Origin of the sequence: Actinomycetospora termitidis, assembly GCF_030286555.1 — a bacterium.
Classification (GTDB): domain Bacteria; phylum Actinomycetota; class Actinomycetes; order Mycobacteriales; family Pseudonocardiaceae; genus Actinomycetospora; species Actinomycetospora termitidis.
In genome coordinates this window covers 736,460-751,769 of record NZ_JASVWF010000003.1, presented here as the reverse complement: position 1 = coordinate 751,769, position 15,310 = coordinate 736,460, and the positions used below count along the sequence as shown (strand labels likewise).

Below are 15,310 nucleotides of genomic sequence, written 5' to 3'. Positions count from 1 at the left end.
GCGGCGCTGTCGGATCCTCCAAGTCGACCACCGGAACAGCGCCCGGCTTCGTCGGTCCCGCGCCTGGCCGGTCGGGCCGGGGCCGGGCGATCGTGGCCTGGTTCACAGCTGCGCCACGAAGAGGTGACCCGGTGCCCGGTCCTGTCAAGCGACGTCCCCACCCCGTCGACGAGGTGCTCCCCGCGGGGAAGCTCGCCGTGTACGGGTTCCAGCACGTGCTCGCGTTCTACGCCGGCGCGGTGATCGTGCCGATCCTGCTCGCGGGGGCGATCGGCCTGTCCGAGCGGGACCTCATCCACCTCATCAACGCCGACCTGTTCACGTGCGGCATCGCGTCGATCATCCAGTCGGTGGGGTTCTGGAAGATCGGGGTCCGGCTCCCGCTGCTCCAGGGCGTCACCTTCACGGCGGTCTCGCCGATGATCGCCATCGGGCTCGCGGCGGGCGGCGGCACGCAGGGCCTGCTCGTGATCTACGGGGCGGTGATCGTCGCGGGGCTCGCCACGTTCTTCATCGCCCCGTTCTTCGGGCGGCTGCTGCGCTTCTTCCCACCGGTCGTCACCGGGTCGGTCATCACGATCATCGGGATCGCCCTGCTGCCGGTGGCCGCGGCGGACGCGGTCGGGGGCGCGGACAACCCGCAGCCGGGCGACCCGCGCAACCTCGCCTACGCGCTGGGCACGCTCGCCGTCATCGTGGTGATGCAGCGGCTCTTCCGCGGCTTCCTCGCGACGGTGGCCGTGCTCGTCGGGCTGGTGCTCGGCACGCTCGTGGCCTGGTTCCTCGGCGACGCGACGTTCTCCGCGGTCGGGGACTCCGCGTGGTTCGGCGTGACGACGCCGTTCTGGTTCGGCTGGCCGCAGTTCAGCGTCGCCGCGATCCTGTCCATGGTCGTCGTCATGCTGATCACCGCGGTGGAGACGACCGGTGACGTGGTCGCCACCGGCGAGATCGTCGACAAGCGGGTGGGCGGCGAGGACGTCACCCGCGCCCTGCGCGCCGACGGGCTCGCGACGACGATCGGCGGCGTCCTGAACTCGTTCCCCTACACCTGCTTCGCGGAGAACGTCGGGCTCGTGCGGCTGACCCGGGTGAAGAGCCGCTACGTCGTCGCGACCGCCGGGCTGATCATGATCGTCATCGGGCTGCTGCCGAAGGCCGGCGCGATCGTCGCGGGCATCCCGCACCCCGTCCTCGGCGGTGCCGCCCTGGCCATGTTCGCGACGGTCGCGGTGGTCGGCATCCAGACGCTCTCCCGCGTCGACTTCCACGACCACCGCAACGTCGTGATCGTCGCCTCCAGCCTGGGTCTCGCCGTCTTCGTCACCGTCGAACCCGACGTCGCGCAGGCCGTGCCGCAGTGGGCGCAGATCGTCCTCGGGTCCGGCATCACGATCGGCAGCCTGACCGCGATCGTGCTGAATCTCGTGTTCCACCACCTCGGGCGGCACCGCGGACCCGCCGTCGCGGGCGCGCCCGGCGCCGGGACCGTCCGGCTCGAGCAGGTCAACGCGATGGACCGGGCGGAGTTCGTGGCCACCTTCGGGAAGCTCTTCCAGGGCGCGGACGCGGTCGTCGGGCGGGCCCACGACCGGCGGCCCTTCGCGGACACCGCGAACCTGCGGGCCGCGTTCCAGGAGGCGTTGTTCGCGGCGCCGGCCGAGGAGCAGCGCGCGGTGATGGCCGCCTACCCCGATCTCGGCGGTCCGGAGGTCGCCGACGGCGACGCCGGCGGCGAGTCCGCCGAGGACCAGGCGGCCGCCGGGCTGACCCGGCTCGACGAGGCCGACCGGGTCGAGCTCGAGGCGCTGGTGACCGCCTACCGCGACCGGTTCGGCATCCCGCTCATCGTCTGCGTGCGGGACGCGGCCGGCCGGGAGGGCGTGCTGCGCGACGGCCGGCAGCGGCTGGGGAACTCCGCCACCCAGGAGCACGCGGCGGCCCTGATCGAGATCGCGAAGATCGCGAACCACCGCTTCGGACACCTCGTCGCGGAGGCGAACCCGATCCACGCCGCGCGCACGCGCTCGCTCGACTGACGGGGCCGCTCAGCCCAGCGACCGCAGCGCGAGGAAGACGTCGACGCGGTCGACGAACCGGCTCAGGTCACGGCCGGTCAGCTCCTCGACCCGGCCGATCCGGTACCGCACCGTGTTGACGTGCAGGTGCAGCCGGGCGGCGACCCGGCTCCACGAGCCGGAGCACTCCAGGAACGCCTCCAGCGTGTCCAGCAGGCTCGCGCCGGTCCGCTCGTCGTGCTCGAGCACCGGCGCGAGCGTGCGGGCGGCGAACGCCCGGCGCATGTCGTCCGGGACGGCGGCGAGCAGCGCGACGTGCGAGGTCAGCTCCGCCCCGGTGACGACGGGCAGCGGTCCCTCCCGGGTGCGGGCCAGGTCGCGCGCGTGCCGGGCCTCCTGCATCGCGCCGGACAGGGCGGCGGACCCGTAGGGCACGCTCGTCCCGACCGTCAGCCGCAGCGCCCCCAACGCCGGCGCCAGCCGGCGCAGCGCCGGGACGACCGTGCCCGCCTCCCCGGGCAGGACCGCCACCGCCACCCCCTCCCGGACCCCGACGACGGGTGGGTCGTCGTCCGCCGTCACGTGCGAGGCCGCGTCCACCAGCACGGCCCGCGCCGCCTCGAGCAGGTCGGTCCGGTCCCGGTCACCCTCGACGAACCCGGCGACCGCGACGACGAGCGTCCCGTCGGGGTCGAGCCCGGCCTGGCGCAGCCGGACCGCCGTCTCCGGGCGGTCCGCCGCGCCGTCGGCGATCAGGCCGATGGCCTCGTCCGCGATCTCCCGCGCCACCCGCAGGCCCTCACCGCGGCGGGCCCGGTCGAGCGCCGCGATCGCGACCAGGCCGCCGACCCCGTCGGCGGTCTCGGTGTCCCACTCCGGGTGCGCGCCTTCCACGGCCACGAACCACGACGTCATCCGCGCCTCGGAGGCGGGACCGACGGGCAGGACGGAGTACGGGACCGGACGGCGGCCCACGGCCGGCAGCCGGGGAGCCGTGAGGAACGTGGCCACGACCGCGTCGAGCACCGGCTCCGGCAGCGGCGGCCCCGCCACCACCCGCCCGGTCGCGGTGACGACGTGGCACGCGCGGCCGGTCGAGGTCGCGATCCGGGCGGTCACCTCGTCCAGCCCGAGCCCGCCCGCCACGGCGGTGAGCAGCTCGCGCTGCCGGCTCAGCGACAGGGCCAGCCGGTCTCCCCGCGCCGCGGCGAGCGCGCCCACGACGAGCTCGGTGACGTCCGAGAACGACGTCGGCACCGGGACCGAGAGCAACGGCAGGTCGTGACGGCGGCACGCCTCGACGACGTCGTCGGGCACCTCGCCGAACACCGCCGCGCCGGCCGCCAGGGCCGCCGCGCCCGCGCCCGCGACGGCGGCCACGAAACGCTCGCTGTCCTCCGGGGACCGTCGCCACACCAGGCCGCTGATCACCAGCTCGCCGCCGGAGAGGTAGCGCGACGGGTCGATCAGGTCGGTCGTGTAGACCCAGCGGACCGACCGCTCCAACGCCGCGTCGTCGCCGTGCAGCACCGCGAGCCCCAGGCGGGGGTGCGCGACGAGCTCGGCCAGCAGCATTGGAGGAACGTACAAGCGCGACGGCGGCGTCGGGGTCGCGATTCGGCAGCGGCGCCGCTACCTGCGCGGACCTGGCCTCGCTGTACTTCCTCACATGGACTTCCTGACGCCGACGACCTGGGCCGACGCCCTCGCGGCGAAGGCCGAGCAGCCCGACGCCGTGCCGGTGTCGGGCGGGACCGACGTCATGGTCGAGATCAACTTCGACCGCCGGCGTCCGCCCGCCCTGCTCGACCTGACCCGCGTCCCCGACCTGCGCGAGTGGACCCACGACGACGACGGCCGCGTCCGGCTCGGGGCCGGCGTGACCTACGCGCGCATCATCACCGAGCTCGGTCGCACGCTCCCGGGCCTGGCGATGGCCGCGCGCACCGTGGGCTCCCCGCAGATCCGCCACCGCGGCACCGTCGGGGGCAACCTCGGGGCGGCGTCGCCGGCGGGCGACAGCCACCCGGCCCTGCTGGCCGCGGACGCCGTCGTCGAGGTCGCCTCCGTACGTGGCACCCGGCAGGTCCCGGTCGCGGAGTTCTACACCGGCGTCAAGCGCAACGCCCTGGCGCCCGACGAGCTGATCGCCGCCGTGCTGCTGGCCCCGGCGACCGGGCCGCAGCAGTTCTGCAAGATCGGCACCCGCAACGCCATGGTGATCTCGGTGTCCGCGTTCGGTCTGGCGCTGCACCCCGGTCGGCGCGCCGTCGGCACCGGCATCGGGTCCGCCGCCCCCACCCCGCGCCCGGCCGACGAGGCCGCCGCGTTCCTCGCGGGCGAGCTGGACGCGGCCGGGCTGTGGGAGTCGCGCGGGCCGCTGCCCGAGGGGCTGGCCGCCGAGTTCGGCCACCGGGTGCGGGCCGCCGCCGCCCCGATCGACGACGTCCGCGGCACCGCCGCGTACCGCCTGCACACCCTGTCGGTGATGGCCCGCCGCGCGGCGACCTGGGCCTGGGACGAGCACCGCGGAGCCGATGCCCGGAGGGCTGCCTGATGAGGATCGCACTGACCGTGAACGGCGCACGTCGCGAGGTCGACGACGTCTGGGAGGGCGAGAGCCTGCTCTACGCGCTGCGCGAGCGGATGGGCCTCGCGGGGGCGAAGAACGCCTGCGAGCAGGGCGAGTGCGGCTCGTGCACCGTCTACCTGGACGGCCTGCCGGTGTGCTCGTGCCTGGTCGCGGCCGGGCAGGCTCAGGACCGGGAGGTCACCACGGTCGAGGGGCTCGGCGGCTCCTCCGAGGACTCCGGCGACGAGGCGGAGCTGGACCCCGTCCAGCAGGCGTTCGTGCGCTGCGGCGCCGTGCAGTGCGGCTTCTGCACGCCCGGCCTCGTCGTCACCACCCACGACCTGATCCGGCGCAACCCCGAGCCGTCCGACCCGGAGATCCGCGAGGCCCTGGCCGGCAACCTGTGCCGCTGCACCGGCTACGAGAAGATCCTCGACGCCGTCCGGTCGGCCGCGGCGGAGGTGCGGTCGTGATCGTCGAGGGCGCGCACGTCGTCACCGTGACCGGCGAGGAGTACCCGGACGGCCACGTCGTCGTCGAGGGGAACCGGATCGTCGCCGTCGGGCCGGGACCGGCGCCGCGGCGCGACGGCCACGCGGTCGTCGACGGCCGCGGGTGCCTGCTCACGCCCGGCTTCGTCAACACCCACCAGCACCTCTACCAGTGGGTCACCCGCGGGCTCGCCGTCGACGCGACGCTCTTCGAGTGGCTCACCGCGCTCTACCCGGTGTGGGCCGGGATCGACGAGGACGCGGTGCGGACCGGTGCGACGGGCGCCCTGGCCCAACTCGCGCTGACCGGCTGCACGACGGCGGCCGACCACCACTACGTCTTCCCGCGCGAGGGTGGCGACGTGCTCGCCGCCGAGATCCACGCGGCCGCGGACGTCGGGCTGCGCTTCCACGCCACCCGCGGCTCGATGGACCTGGGACGCCGCGACGGCGGCCTGCCGCCCGACCACGTCGTCGAGGACCGCGAGGACATCCTGGTCGCGTCCGAGGCCGCGATCGACCGCTGGCACGACCCGTCGCCGGACGCGATGCTGCGGATCGCGCTCGCGCCCTGCTCGCCGTTCTCGGTGACCGGCGACCTCATGCGGGAGTCGGCCGAGCTGGCGCGCCGCCGCGGCGTGCTGCTGCACACCCACCTCGCCGAGACCCTCGACGAGGAGGACTTCTGCCGTGAGCGCTCCGGCTGCTCGCCGCTGGAGTACGTCGAGTCGCTCGGCTGGACGGGCGAGGACGTCTGGTTCGCCCACGGCATCCACTTCGCCGACGACGAGGTCAAGCGCATCGGTGCCACCCGTACCGGCGTGGCCCACTGCCCGTCGTCGAACGCGCGCCTCGGGGCGGGGATCGCCCGCACCCGCGACCTGCGCGACGCCGGCGCCCGGGTGGGCCTGGGCGTCGACGGCGCCGCCAGCAACGAGGCGGGCAGCCTGCTCGAGGAGGCCCGGCACGCGGTGCTCTTCGCCCGTGCGGTCGGAGGCCCCACGGCGCTGACCGTCCGCGACGGTCTGGCGCTCGCCACGCTCGGCGGCGCGACCGTGCTCGGGCGCGCGGCCGAGATCGGCTCGATCGAACCCGGGAAGCTCGCCGACCTGGCGCTCTGGCGCCTCGACGGCCTCGCGCACGCCGACGTCGCCGACCCGGTCGCGGCGCTGGTCCTCGGCGCCCCGCCGCCGCTCGAGCTGCTGCTGGTGGACGGACGACCCGTCGTGGAACGCGGTCGTCTCGCCACCGTCGACACCGACGCCGTCGCCCGCGCGTGCGCCGCCGTGCACCGAACCCTGTTGGAGAAGGCCCGATGACCACCACCGAGACCTCCACCCGCACCTCCGGCGGCATCGGCGAGAGCCCGCTGCGCCCCGACGGCCGGCTCAAGGTCACCGGCCGCTTCGCGTACTCCAGCGACCTCTGGCACGAGGACATGGTCTGGGGCGTGACGCTGCGCAGCCCGCACCCGCACGCCCGCATCGTCGCGATCGACACCACCGCGGCGCTCGCCGTACCCGGGGTGGACGCCGTGCTGACCGCTGCCGACGTCCCCGGTCGCAACGCCACCGGACTGGAGCACCAGGACACGCCGGCGCTCGCCGACGAGGTCGTCCGGTACGAGGGCGAGCCGGTCGCGCTCGTCGCGGCCGACCACCCGGAGACGGCCCGCCGCGCGGCCGCGCGCATCGTCGTGACCTACGAGGAGCTGCCCGCCCTGACCGACCCGCGGCGCGCGCTCGACGAGGACGCCCCGCAGGTGCACGCGCAGGGGAACCTCGTGCGCGAGATGCACATCCGGCGCGGGGATCCCGAGCCGACCGCTCCCGTCGTCGTGAGCCTGGAGTTCGAGGTCGGCATGCAGGACCAGGCCTTCCTCGGCCCGGAGTCCGGGCTCGCGATCCCGGACGGCGAGGGCGGGCTCGACCTGCACGTCGCCACGCAGTGGCTGCACGTCGACCAGCAGCAGATCCAGGGCGTCCTGGGGCTCGGACCCGAGCAGGTGCGCCTGCACCTCGCCGGGGTCGGCGGGGCCTTCGGCGGGCGCGAGGACCTGTCCATGCACGTCCACGCCAGCCTGCTCGCCCTGCACACCGGCCGGCCCGTGAAGATGAGCTACTCCCGCGAGGAGTCGTTCTTCGGGCACGTGCACCGCCACCCCGCGTGGCTGCGCTACGAGTTCGGGGCCGACCACGACGGCCGGCTGCGCTACGCGAGCGCCGACATCCTGTTCGACGGCGGGGCGTACGCCTCGTCGACCGGGGCCGTCGTCGGGAACGGCGGGACGCTCGGCCTCGGGCCGTACGCGATCCCGAACGTGCGGGTGGACGCCCGCGGGGTCTACACGAACAACCCGCCGTGCGGGGCGATGCGCGGCTTCGGCTGCGTGCAGGCCGCGTTCGCGCACGAGGCCCTGATGGACGAGCTGGCGGACCGGCTCGGCATGGACCGCGTCGCGATCCGGGCGTTGAACGGGATGCGCGAGGGCGACCGCAACATCACCGGCCAGGTGATCGACTCCGCGGCCCCGGTCGCGGAGCTCATCGGGATCGTCCGGGACCTGCCGTTGCCGGCGCCCCGGGCGGAGGTGGACCTCCGCGAGCTGCCGGGCGGCGTCTCCAACACGACCCACGGCGAGGGCGTCGTGCGCGGCGTGGGCTACGCGGTGACCTACAAGAACGTCGGGTTCTCGGAGGGCTTCGACGACTACTCGACCGCCCGCGTGCGCCTCGAGCTGACCGGCGGCGAGCCGGTGGCGACGGTGCACACCGCGGCCGCGGAGGTCGGGCAGGGGCTGATCACCGTCGAGCAGCAGATCTGCCGGACCGAGCTCGGCGTCGAGCGGGTCGTGGTGCACCCGAAGGACACGACCGTCGGCTCCGGCGGCTCCACCTCGGCCTCGCGGCAGACCTACGTCACCGGCGGCGCGGTGAAGGCCGCGTGCGAGGCCGTGCGGACGACGGTGCTGGCCCGGGCGACCGAACTCCTCGGCCGGACCGGCCTGCACCTGGACGGCGACAAGGTCGTGTCCGCGACCGGCGAGGTCGTCGCCGGCCTGGCCGAGGTGCTCGCCGACGGGGGTGTCGAGGAGACCGTGGAGTGGCGCCACCGCCCGACCCACCCCATCGACCCGGAGACCGGGCAGGGCGACGCGCACGTGCAGTACGCGTTCTCCGCCCACCGGGCCGTCGTGGACGTCGACGTCGAGCTGGGCCTGGTCAAGGTGGTCGCCCTGGACACCGCGCAGGACGTCGGGAAGGCGATCAACCCCGACGCCGTCGTCGGGCAGATCCACGGCGGGAGCGCCCAGGGCATGGGGCTCGCGCTGATGGAGGAGATCGTCGTGACCGACGGGCACGTGCGGAACCCGTCGTTCACCGACTACCTCATCCCGACGATCCTCGACATGCCACCGATGCAGGTCGAGGTCCTCGAGTACGCCGACCCGCACGCCCCGTACGGCGTCCGTGGGGTGGGGGAGCCGCCGACGATCTCGTCGGGCCCGGCCGTCGCCGCGGCCGTCCGCGCGGCCACCGGGAAGGCGCTGCGACGGGTGCCGCTGCGCCCGGAGGCGATCACCGGGGTATGAGGTACCTCAGTGGTCCTCAGTGCGCGCCGTGCTCCTCGGCGCGCTTGTAGGACTCGCGGATCTCCTGCTCGGCGTCCGCGCGGCCGACCCAGGAGGCGCCCTCGACGCTCTTGCCGGGCTCGAGGTCCTTGTAGACCTCGAAGAAGTGCTGGATCTCGAGCCGGTCGTACTCGGAGAGGTGGTGGATGTCGCGCAGGTGCTCCTGGCGGGGATCGCCCGCGGGCACGCAGAGCAGCTTGTCGTCGCCGCCCTTCTCGTCGGTCATGCGGAACATGCCGATCGTGCGGGCGAGGATCAGGCAGCCGGGGAAGGTCGGCTCCTGGACGAGCACGAGCGCGTCGAGCGGGTCGCCGTCGAGGCCGAGGGTGTTCTCGACGTAGCCGTAGTCCGCCGGGTACTGGGTGGCCGTGAACAGGGTCCGGTCCAGGCGCAGGCGCCCGGACTCGTGGTCCATCTCGTACTTGTTCCGGTTCCCCTTGGGGATCTCGATCAGAACGTCGAACTCCACGGCGCGTCCTCACTGCTCCTTCGCGGCCTGTGGGAGCCGCGTGCTCGGGGGGTGCGACCCGGGCGGGCTCACCCGACCGGACCTTCGAACCCGTCGTCGGGCGACATCTAGTGTGGCCCATGGCGGCGGCCACACGACCAGGACGGGGCGTGGGGCTGGTCGCACGGAGGGGGTGGCGTGACGGCCAGCGAGGTCGACCACCGGTCCGAGGGACAGGCGGGCGACCGCCCGACCAGCCACCGGGCGGAGGTCCCGCGGTCCCGTCGCATCCTGACGCGCCTGCTGGTCGTCCTGGTCGTCCTGGCCCTCCTCGGCGGGGTCGGCACGGCGGTGGTGCTCACCGCCCCGGACCTGGCCCGGGCGGTCGGCCTGCCGGTCAGCGCCGCGGTGGACCCGCCGGAACCGGTCGCCTTCACCCCGCGGCTGGCGGGCCTGCCCGACTCGGCGCCGACGCCGACCCCCGCCGGAGTCGCGGCCGCGCTGGAGGGGCGCACGGCCGGGCTCGGTGACCTGACCGGCGTCGTGCTCGACCCGGCGGCGCCGCAGACGCCCCTCTGGTCGCGCAACCCGGCGGAGCCGCAGGTGCCCGCGTCCTCCACGAAGCTCCTGACGGCGGCCGCGGCCCTGCTGGTCCTCGACCCCGCCACCCGGCTCTCCACCACGGTCACGGCCGGGCCGACGCCGGACTCGGTCGTGCTCGTCGGCGGCGGCGACGTGACCCTGTCCTCGCTGCCCGACGGCCGGGAGTCGGTCTACCCGGGCGCCGCGCACCTCGACGACCTGGTCGCCCAGGTGAAGTCGGCGCGGGGCGGAGCGCCGCTGCGCACCGTGTACCTCGACACCTCCCGCTACACCGGCCCCGCGCTCGCGCCCGGCTGGGACCCGGTGGACATCGAGGGCGGCAACCTCGCCCCGATGGTCCCGACGATGCTCGACGGCGCCCGGAAGGACCCGACCGCCCTCGACGGTGCGCGCTCGGCGACGCCCGCCCAGGACGTGGCCACGGAGCTCGGTCGCCGGCTCGGGTCGTCCGTGACCGTGCGCGACGGGAGCCCGCCCGGAGGGGCCGCCACGCTCGGTCGGGTGGATTCCCCGCCCCTGCCCGAGCTGGTGCACACCGCGATGACCAACTCGGACAACCTGCTCGCCGAGGCGCTGGGGCGCGAGGTGGCGCGGCACGAGAACGCGCCGGCGTCGTTCGAGGGCGCGTCGTCGTCGGTGCGGTCGGTGCTGGCCGGGCGCGGGATCGACACCGCCGCCGTCCGGACCTCCGACACCTCCGGGCTCTCCACCGAGAACCGCATCCCCGCCTCGGTGCTGGCGGCGGTGCTCACCCCGGCGGCCGCGCCCGGCACGGCCGACCCGCGCACCGCGGCGCTGCGGCCGCTGCTGGACGGCCTCCCGATCGCGGCCGGCACCGGGACCCTGGTCGACCGGTACACGGTCGGCTCGCCCAACGCCCCCGGCCGCGGCTGGGTCCGCGCCAAGACCGGCACGCTCACCGGCACGAACGCCCTCGCCGGGGTGGTGTCGGACACCGACGGCCGGCTGCTCGTCTTCGCCTTCATGTCCAACGGCCCGGACCCCGTCGGCGCCCGCCCGCGCCTCGACGCACTCGCGACGACGCTGCGGGGGTGCGGCTGCCGGTGATGCGCGAGTGGCGCCGTTCTGCCGTCAGGTGTCAGCAACGGGCCATCGCTGACGCGGAGGCGAGGACGGGCGGCCGTACGGTGGGGGAGTGACCGCCACCGACGAGCGCCCCGCGACCGGACTGCCCGTGCGCTGGGACCTCGCCGTCGCCACCGGCTCGCGGCTCGTGCCGCCCGGCCCGGCGGTGGGTCCCGAGGAGGCCGCGGCCGAGGTCGCCCGGCTCGCCGAGGGCGCCCGGATCGGGGAGGGCCACGTCCGCGAGCTGACCGGGCTCGGCGCCGGGCACAAGATCCCGGACGCGGCGGTCGTCGACCGGCCCGGCTGGATCGCCTCGGGCGTCGAGGGCATCCGGACGCTCACCTCGCAGGTCCAGCTCCCGACCGCGGGCCGCACGCCGTCGCCCGGCCTCCTCGCGCGGGCGGCGGGCACGGTCACCGCGACGGTCGCCGGCGCCCAGATGGGTGGGCTGCTGGCGTTCCTGTCGACGAAGGTCCTCGGTCAGTACGACCCGTTCGCGGGGCCGGGGAACGCCGGCCACCTGTTGCTCGTGGCGCCGAACGTCACCGCCGCGCGGGAGGCGCTCGACGTCGACGCCGAGGACTTCGCGCTGTGGGTGTGCGTCCACGAGGCGACCCACCGGCTGCAGTTCACCGCCGTCCCCTGGTTGCGCGAGCACTTCCGGTCCGAGGTGACGGCGTTCGCGTCCGGGATGGAGAGCGGCGTCTCCGCGGCGCTGGACCGCCTGCCCGAGATCACCCGGGCGCTGCGATCCCGCAGCGACACCTCGATGCTCGAGCTGCTCCAGGGCCCGGAGCAGGGTGCGATCCTCGACCGGCTGCTCGCCCTCACGACCCTGCTCGAGGGGCACGCCGAGCACGTCATGGACGAGGTCGGACCCGCCGTCATCCCGTCGGTCTCGACGATCCGCGGCCGCTTCACCGCCCGGCGCCGTGGTGGCGGGCCGATCGACCGGCTGCTGCGCGTGCTGCTCGGCGTCCAGGCGAAGGTCAAGCAGTACGAGCAGGGCCGGGTGTTCGTCGACGAGGTCGTCGGCGCGATCGGCATGGAGGGCTTCAACGCCGTCTGGACCTCGCCCGACACCCTGCCCCGCCGATCGGAGATCACCGACCCGGCGGCGTGGATGGACCGCGTCCACGGGTCGTGAGCCGGGTGCCGCCGGCGACGGCCGAGGTCCGTCGGGCGGTGCGTCAGGTCCTTCCCGACGTCGGGTCGGGGCCGGTCGTGGTCGCGTGCTCCGGTGGCGCGGACTCGCTGGCCCTCGCCGCCGCGGCGGCGTTCGTGCTCGACACGGTGCACGCGGTCGTCGTGGACCACGGCCTGCAGCGCGGGTCGGACGAGGTCGCCGCGCGGGTCCGGGGGCAGCTGGTCGGGCTGGGCGTCGACGCGGCCGTCGTGACCGTGGAGGTCGGGCGGGCCTCGGGGCCCGAGGCGGACGCCCGGACGGCGCGGTACGCCGCGCTGCGGACGGCCTCCGAGGAACTCGGCGGGGTGCCGGTGCTGCTCGGCCACACCCTCGACGACCAGGCCGAGACCGTGCTGCTCGGGCTCGGCCGCGGGTCGGGGGCCCGGTCGCTGAGCGGGATGCGGACCTGGGACCCCCCGTGGTGCCGCCCCCTGCTCGGGGTGCGCCGCGCGACGACCCGGCAGGCGTGCGTCGAGGCCGGCCTCCAGCCGTGGGACGACCCGCACAACGACGACCCGCGCTTCACCCGCGTCCGCCTGCGCCACGAGGTGCTGCCGCTGCTGGAGGACGTGCTCGCGGGCGGCGTCGCCCCGGCGCTGGCCCGGACCGCGGCCCAGCTGGCCGACGACGACGCGGCCCTCACCGCCCTCGCCGAGGACCTGCGCCGCCAGGCCGAGGACGACGACGGCGGCCTGGCCGCACCCGTCGTCGGGAAGGGGGAGGCGGCCGTGCGACGGCGGGTGTTGCGCGCGTGGCTCGTGGGGCGCGGCGTGCGGGGAGCCGACGATGCGCAGCTCCGCGCGGTCGACGACCTCCTGGTCCGGTGGCGCGGACAGGGGCCGTCGTCACTCCCCGGCGGCTTGGAGGTCGTCCGCGCGCGTGGGAGGCTGACCGTGCGCTCTGCACGTACCGACCGGTAGACGAAGGGGTCCGCTCCAGGTGTACGACGGCGACATCGCGTCCGTGCTGATCAGCTCCGAGGAGATCCAGGGCAAGATCTCCGAACTCGCGGATCTCATCGCCGCCGATTACGGCGACCCCGCGCCGGGGGAGCCGGATCTGCTGCTGGTGGGGGTCCTCAAGGGCGCGGTCATGTTCATGACCGATCTGGCCCGCCGCCTCCCGGTGCCGACCCAGCTCGAGTTCATGGCGATCAGCTCGTACGGCTCGGCGACGTCGTCCTCGGGGGTCGTGCGCATCCTCAAGGACCTCGACCGGGACATCTCCGGCCGCCACGTGCTGATCGTCGAGGACATCATCGACTCCGGGCTGACGCTCTCGTGGCTGCGCAAGAACCTCGAGTCGCGCGGCCCGGCGTCGCTGCAGGTGGTCACGCTGCTGCGCAAGCCCGAGGCCGCGAAGCTCGACGTCGACGTCGCCTACACCGGGTTCGACATCCCGAACGAGTTCGTGGTCGGTTTCGGGCTGGACTACGCCGAGCGGTACCGCGACCTCCCCTACATCGGGACCCTCGATCCCTCGGTGTACGCCTGAGCGTCACCCCGCCGTCACACAGGCGGGAGTCGCCTCTCGGATCGTCACCCCCCGGGCGCAATCGGACTGGTGCATACCCCTAGTCTGCGCCGCATGGCGGCGGGTGGATCACGGCGACTCTGGATCGTGAACGGGCTCGTCGTGCTGCTCGTCCTCCTGGCGGTGGGCGGCACGGTGTACGGCCTCACCCGGACCTCCTCCGACGCCGACCCCGGTCTGCGCACGACGCCGCTCGGCCGTGGCACGGTCGCGGAGACCGTCACCGCGTCGGGGACGGTCACGAGCTCGACCAGCGCGACGCTGAACTTCTCGAGCAGCGGCAAGATCGCCGAGGTACGGGTCCGACTGGGCGACCGCGTCACCAAGGGGCAGACGGTCGCGGTCCTCGACGGCGAGTACGCGCAGGCGAACCTCGACGCGGCGGACGCCCAGGTCGCGACCGCGGAGCAGCAGCTCGACGACGCTCGCTACGCGAAGGACCACCCGCAGACGCAGGCGTCCACGCCGCCCGCGTCGAATGCCGGCACCATGCCGGCGGCTGGCGGAGGACAACCCGTTGCTCCTGCGCCGACCACGACCACTCCTCCCGTCGACCCTGCGGCCCGTGCCTCGACCGGCCAGGCACAGCGCCAACAGGTCCCGGCACCCCAAGAGCGGTCTGGTGGCCTCCTCGGAAACTGGTCCGGTTCGTCGCAGGGCGTCGAGGCCTTCCCGGCGCAGGGCGGCGGTTCCACCAACGGCGGCGGCGCCGGTGGTTCGACGGCCGGTAGCTCGACCGCCGGTACCGCGTCGACGTCGGGAGCCGGCGGACAGACCGGTTCCACCGCTCAAACCTCCGAGGACCCGGGCGAGCTCGCCGTCCGGCAGGCCGAGCAGGCCCTGGCGACCGCGAAGGCCAATCGGATCACCGCGTTCCAGTCGACCGAGAACCTCGACCTGGTGGCCCCGCAGGCCGGGACGGTCGTCAGCCTCGACGGCGTCGCCGGGCAGCTCGCCGGCCCGCAGGGCATCGTCACCAGCTCCACCGCGACCGGGAACCCGGCCGGTGGTCGGTTGCCGGACGGGTCGGCCATCTCGAGCGGGGCCGGGTCGGGGCAGTCGGCCTCGTCGGGTTCCGCCGCCGGGGCGGGTGCCTCCGGGGCGGCCGCGTCCGGCGCGGCGGCGTCGGGCGGGGGAGGTACCGGGGTCACCGCGGCCCCGACCGCACCCGCCGTCATGACCATCGCGGACCTGGCGTCGATGCAGGTCCTGGCCCAGATCCCCGAGCTCGACGTCGGGCGGGTGACCGGCGGCCAGCCGGTGCAGGTCTCGGTGAACGCGCTGCCCGGCGACCGGATCCCGGGTGCGGTGTCGACCGTGAACGTGCTGCCGGGCTCCGGCGCGACCGTGCAGTACGGCACGGCCGTCGCGATGACCCCGCCGCCGCTCGGGCTGCGCCCGGGCATGTCGGCGAGCGTCGCGATCACGGTGCGCCAGGCGCCGAACGTGACGTTCCTGCCGTCGGTCGCGGTCACCCCGCTCGGCGGGCCGAACTCCGGCGCCGCGACGGTGAACGTGCTCGCCGCCGACGGCACCGTGCAGCCGCGACAGATCGGTACCGGGCTCTCGTCGGACACGGTCACGCAGGTCACGTCGGGCCTGTCGATGGGCGACCTCGTGGTGCTGCCCGACCCGAACACCCCGAACGTCTTCGGGCAGGGCGGCCCGCCGCCGAACTCCAACGGGAACAGCGGCAACGGCGGCGGCCAGGGCGGCGGCGGGTGACCGAGCAGGACGTGCCC

12 protein-coding genes are annotated in these 15,310 nt (G+C 74.9%); 10 read left to right on the top strand and 2 right to left on the bottom strand.

What is annotated here, in order from left to right; all coding sequences use genetic code 11:
- Positions 1 to 131 precede the first annotated feature (131 nt).
- Entirely contained in the window at positions 132 to 2,039 is a 1,908-nt protein-coding gene (uraD, locus tag QRT03_RS17080) for a 2-oxo-4-hydroxy-4-carboxy-5-ureidoimidazoline decarboxylase (protein WP_286054131.1), read from the top strand.
- 9 nt (positions 2,040 to 2,048) lie between these two features.
- Here uraD and QRT03_RS17075 read toward each other — a convergent pair whose 3' ends face one another.
- Complete coding sequence (locus QRT03_RS17075; RefSeq protein WP_286054130.1) at positions 2,049 to 3,593, bottom strand: PucR family transcriptional regulator; 1,545 nt, start codon at positions 3,591 to 3,593, stop codon at positions 2,049 to 2,051.
- 94 nt (positions 3,594 to 3,687) lie between these two features.
- Between QRT03_RS17075 and QRT03_RS17070 the strand changes: the two genes are divergently transcribed.
- From QRT03_RS17070 to pucD, 4 genes are read left to right on the top strand one after another with little or no spacing between them, the layout of a single operon-like run.
- The gene (locus QRT03_RS17070; protein WP_286054129.1) at positions 3,688 to 4,575 is read left to right on the top strand and encodes an FAD binding domain-containing protein; all 888 of its coding nucleotides are present in this window, start codon (positions 3,688 to 3,690) and stop codon (positions 4,573 to 4,575) included.
- A complete protein-coding gene (locus QRT03_RS17065; protein ID WP_286054128.1) occupies positions 4,575 to 5,063 on the top strand; it encodes a (2Fe-2S)-binding protein in 489 nt (162 codons plus the stop codon). The genes QRT03_RS17070 and QRT03_RS17065 overlap by 1 nt, the downstream gene beginning before the upstream one ends.
- Complete coding sequence (locus tag QRT03_RS17060) at positions 5,060 to 6,400, top strand: 8-oxoguanine deaminase (RefSeq protein WP_286054126.1); 1,341 nt, start codon at positions 5,060 to 5,062, stop codon at positions 6,398 to 6,400. The genes QRT03_RS17065 and QRT03_RS17060 overlap by 4 nt, the downstream gene beginning before the upstream one ends.
- The gene (gene pucD, locus QRT03_RS17055; protein ID WP_286054125.1) at positions 6,397 to 8,673 is read left to right on the top strand and encodes a xanthine dehydrogenase subunit D; all 2,277 of its coding nucleotides are present in this window, start codon (positions 6,397 to 6,399) and stop codon (positions 8,671 to 8,673) included. The genes QRT03_RS17060 and pucD overlap by 4 nt, the downstream gene beginning before the upstream one ends.
- Positions 8,674 to 8,689: 16 nt before the next feature.
- On the opposite strand, the gene QRT03_RS17050 is transcribed toward pucD, so the two are convergent.
- Positions 8,690 to 9,181 carry an inorganic diphosphatase gene (locus QRT03_RS17050; protein ID WP_286054124.1) on the bottom strand — a complete coding sequence of 164 codons (492 nt, stop codon included), beginning with the start codon at positions 9,179 to 9,181 and terminating at the stop codon, positions 8,690 to 8,692.
- A gap of 177 nt (positions 9,182 to 9,358) precedes the next feature.
- On the opposite strand from QRT03_RS17050, the gene dacB reads away from it, so the two are divergent.
- The 5 genes from dacB (at position 9,359) to QRT03_RS17025 (ending at position 15,293) form a co-directional block, all read left to right on the top strand.
- Positions 9,359 to 10,831 (top strand): D-alanyl-D-alanine carboxypeptidase/D-alanyl-D-alanine endopeptidase, encoded by a 1,473-nt coding sequence (gene dacB / locus QRT03_RS17045; protein WP_286054123.1) that lies wholly within the window; start codon positions 9,359 to 9,361, stop codon positions 10,829 to 10,831.
- 88 nt (positions 10,832 to 10,919) lie between these two features.
- Positions 10,920 to 11,996, top strand: a complete 1,077-nt coding sequence (locus tag QRT03_RS17040; protein WP_286054122.1) for a zinc-dependent metalloprotease — start codon at positions 10,920 to 10,922, stop codon at positions 11,994 to 11,996.
- Positions 11,993 to 12,955 carry a tRNA lysidine(34) synthetase TilS gene (tilS, locus tag QRT03_RS17035; RefSeq protein WP_286054121.1) on the top strand — a complete coding sequence of 321 codons (963 nt, stop codon included), beginning with the start codon at positions 11,993 to 11,995 and terminating at the stop codon, positions 12,953 to 12,955. The genes QRT03_RS17040 and tilS overlap by 4 nt, the downstream gene beginning before the upstream one ends.
- A 19-nt stretch (positions 12,956 to 12,974) precedes the next feature.
- On the top strand, positions 12,975 to 13,529 hold the full coding sequence (hpt, locus tag QRT03_RS17030) for a hypoxanthine phosphoribosyltransferase (protein ID WP_286054120.1): 555 nt from the start codon (positions 12,975 to 12,977) through the stop codon (positions 13,527 to 13,529).
- 93 nt (positions 13,530 to 13,622) lie between these two features.
- Positions 13,623 to 15,293 carry an efflux RND transporter periplasmic adaptor subunit gene (locus QRT03_RS17025; protein WP_286054119.1) on the top strand — a complete coding sequence of 557 codons (1,671 nt, stop codon included), beginning with the start codon at positions 13,623 to 13,625 and terminating at the stop codon, positions 15,291 to 15,293.
- The last annotated feature ends 17 nt before the right edge of the window (positions 15,294 to 15,310 follow it).

Coding starts and splice junctions, on each gene's coding strand:
- QRT03_RS17075 (WP_286054130.1), bottom strand. CDS start 3,593: ATGCTGCTGGCCGAGCTCGTCGCGCACCCCCGCCTGGGGCTCGCGGTG.
- QRT03_RS17070 (WP_286054129.1), top strand. CDS start 3,688: ATGGACTTCCTGACGCCGACGACCTGGGCCGACGCCCTCGCGGCGAAG.
- QRT03_RS17065 (WP_286054128.1), top strand. CDS start 4,575: ATGAGGATCGCACTGACCGTGAACGGCGCACGTCGCGAGGTCGACGAC.
- pucD (WP_286054125.1), top strand. CDS start 6,397: ATGACCACCACCGAGACCTCCACCCGCACCTCCGGCGGCATCGGCGAG.
- QRT03_RS17025 (WP_286054119.1), top strand. CDS start 13,623: ATGGCGGCGGGTGGATCACGGCGACTCTGGATCGTGAACGGGCTCGTC.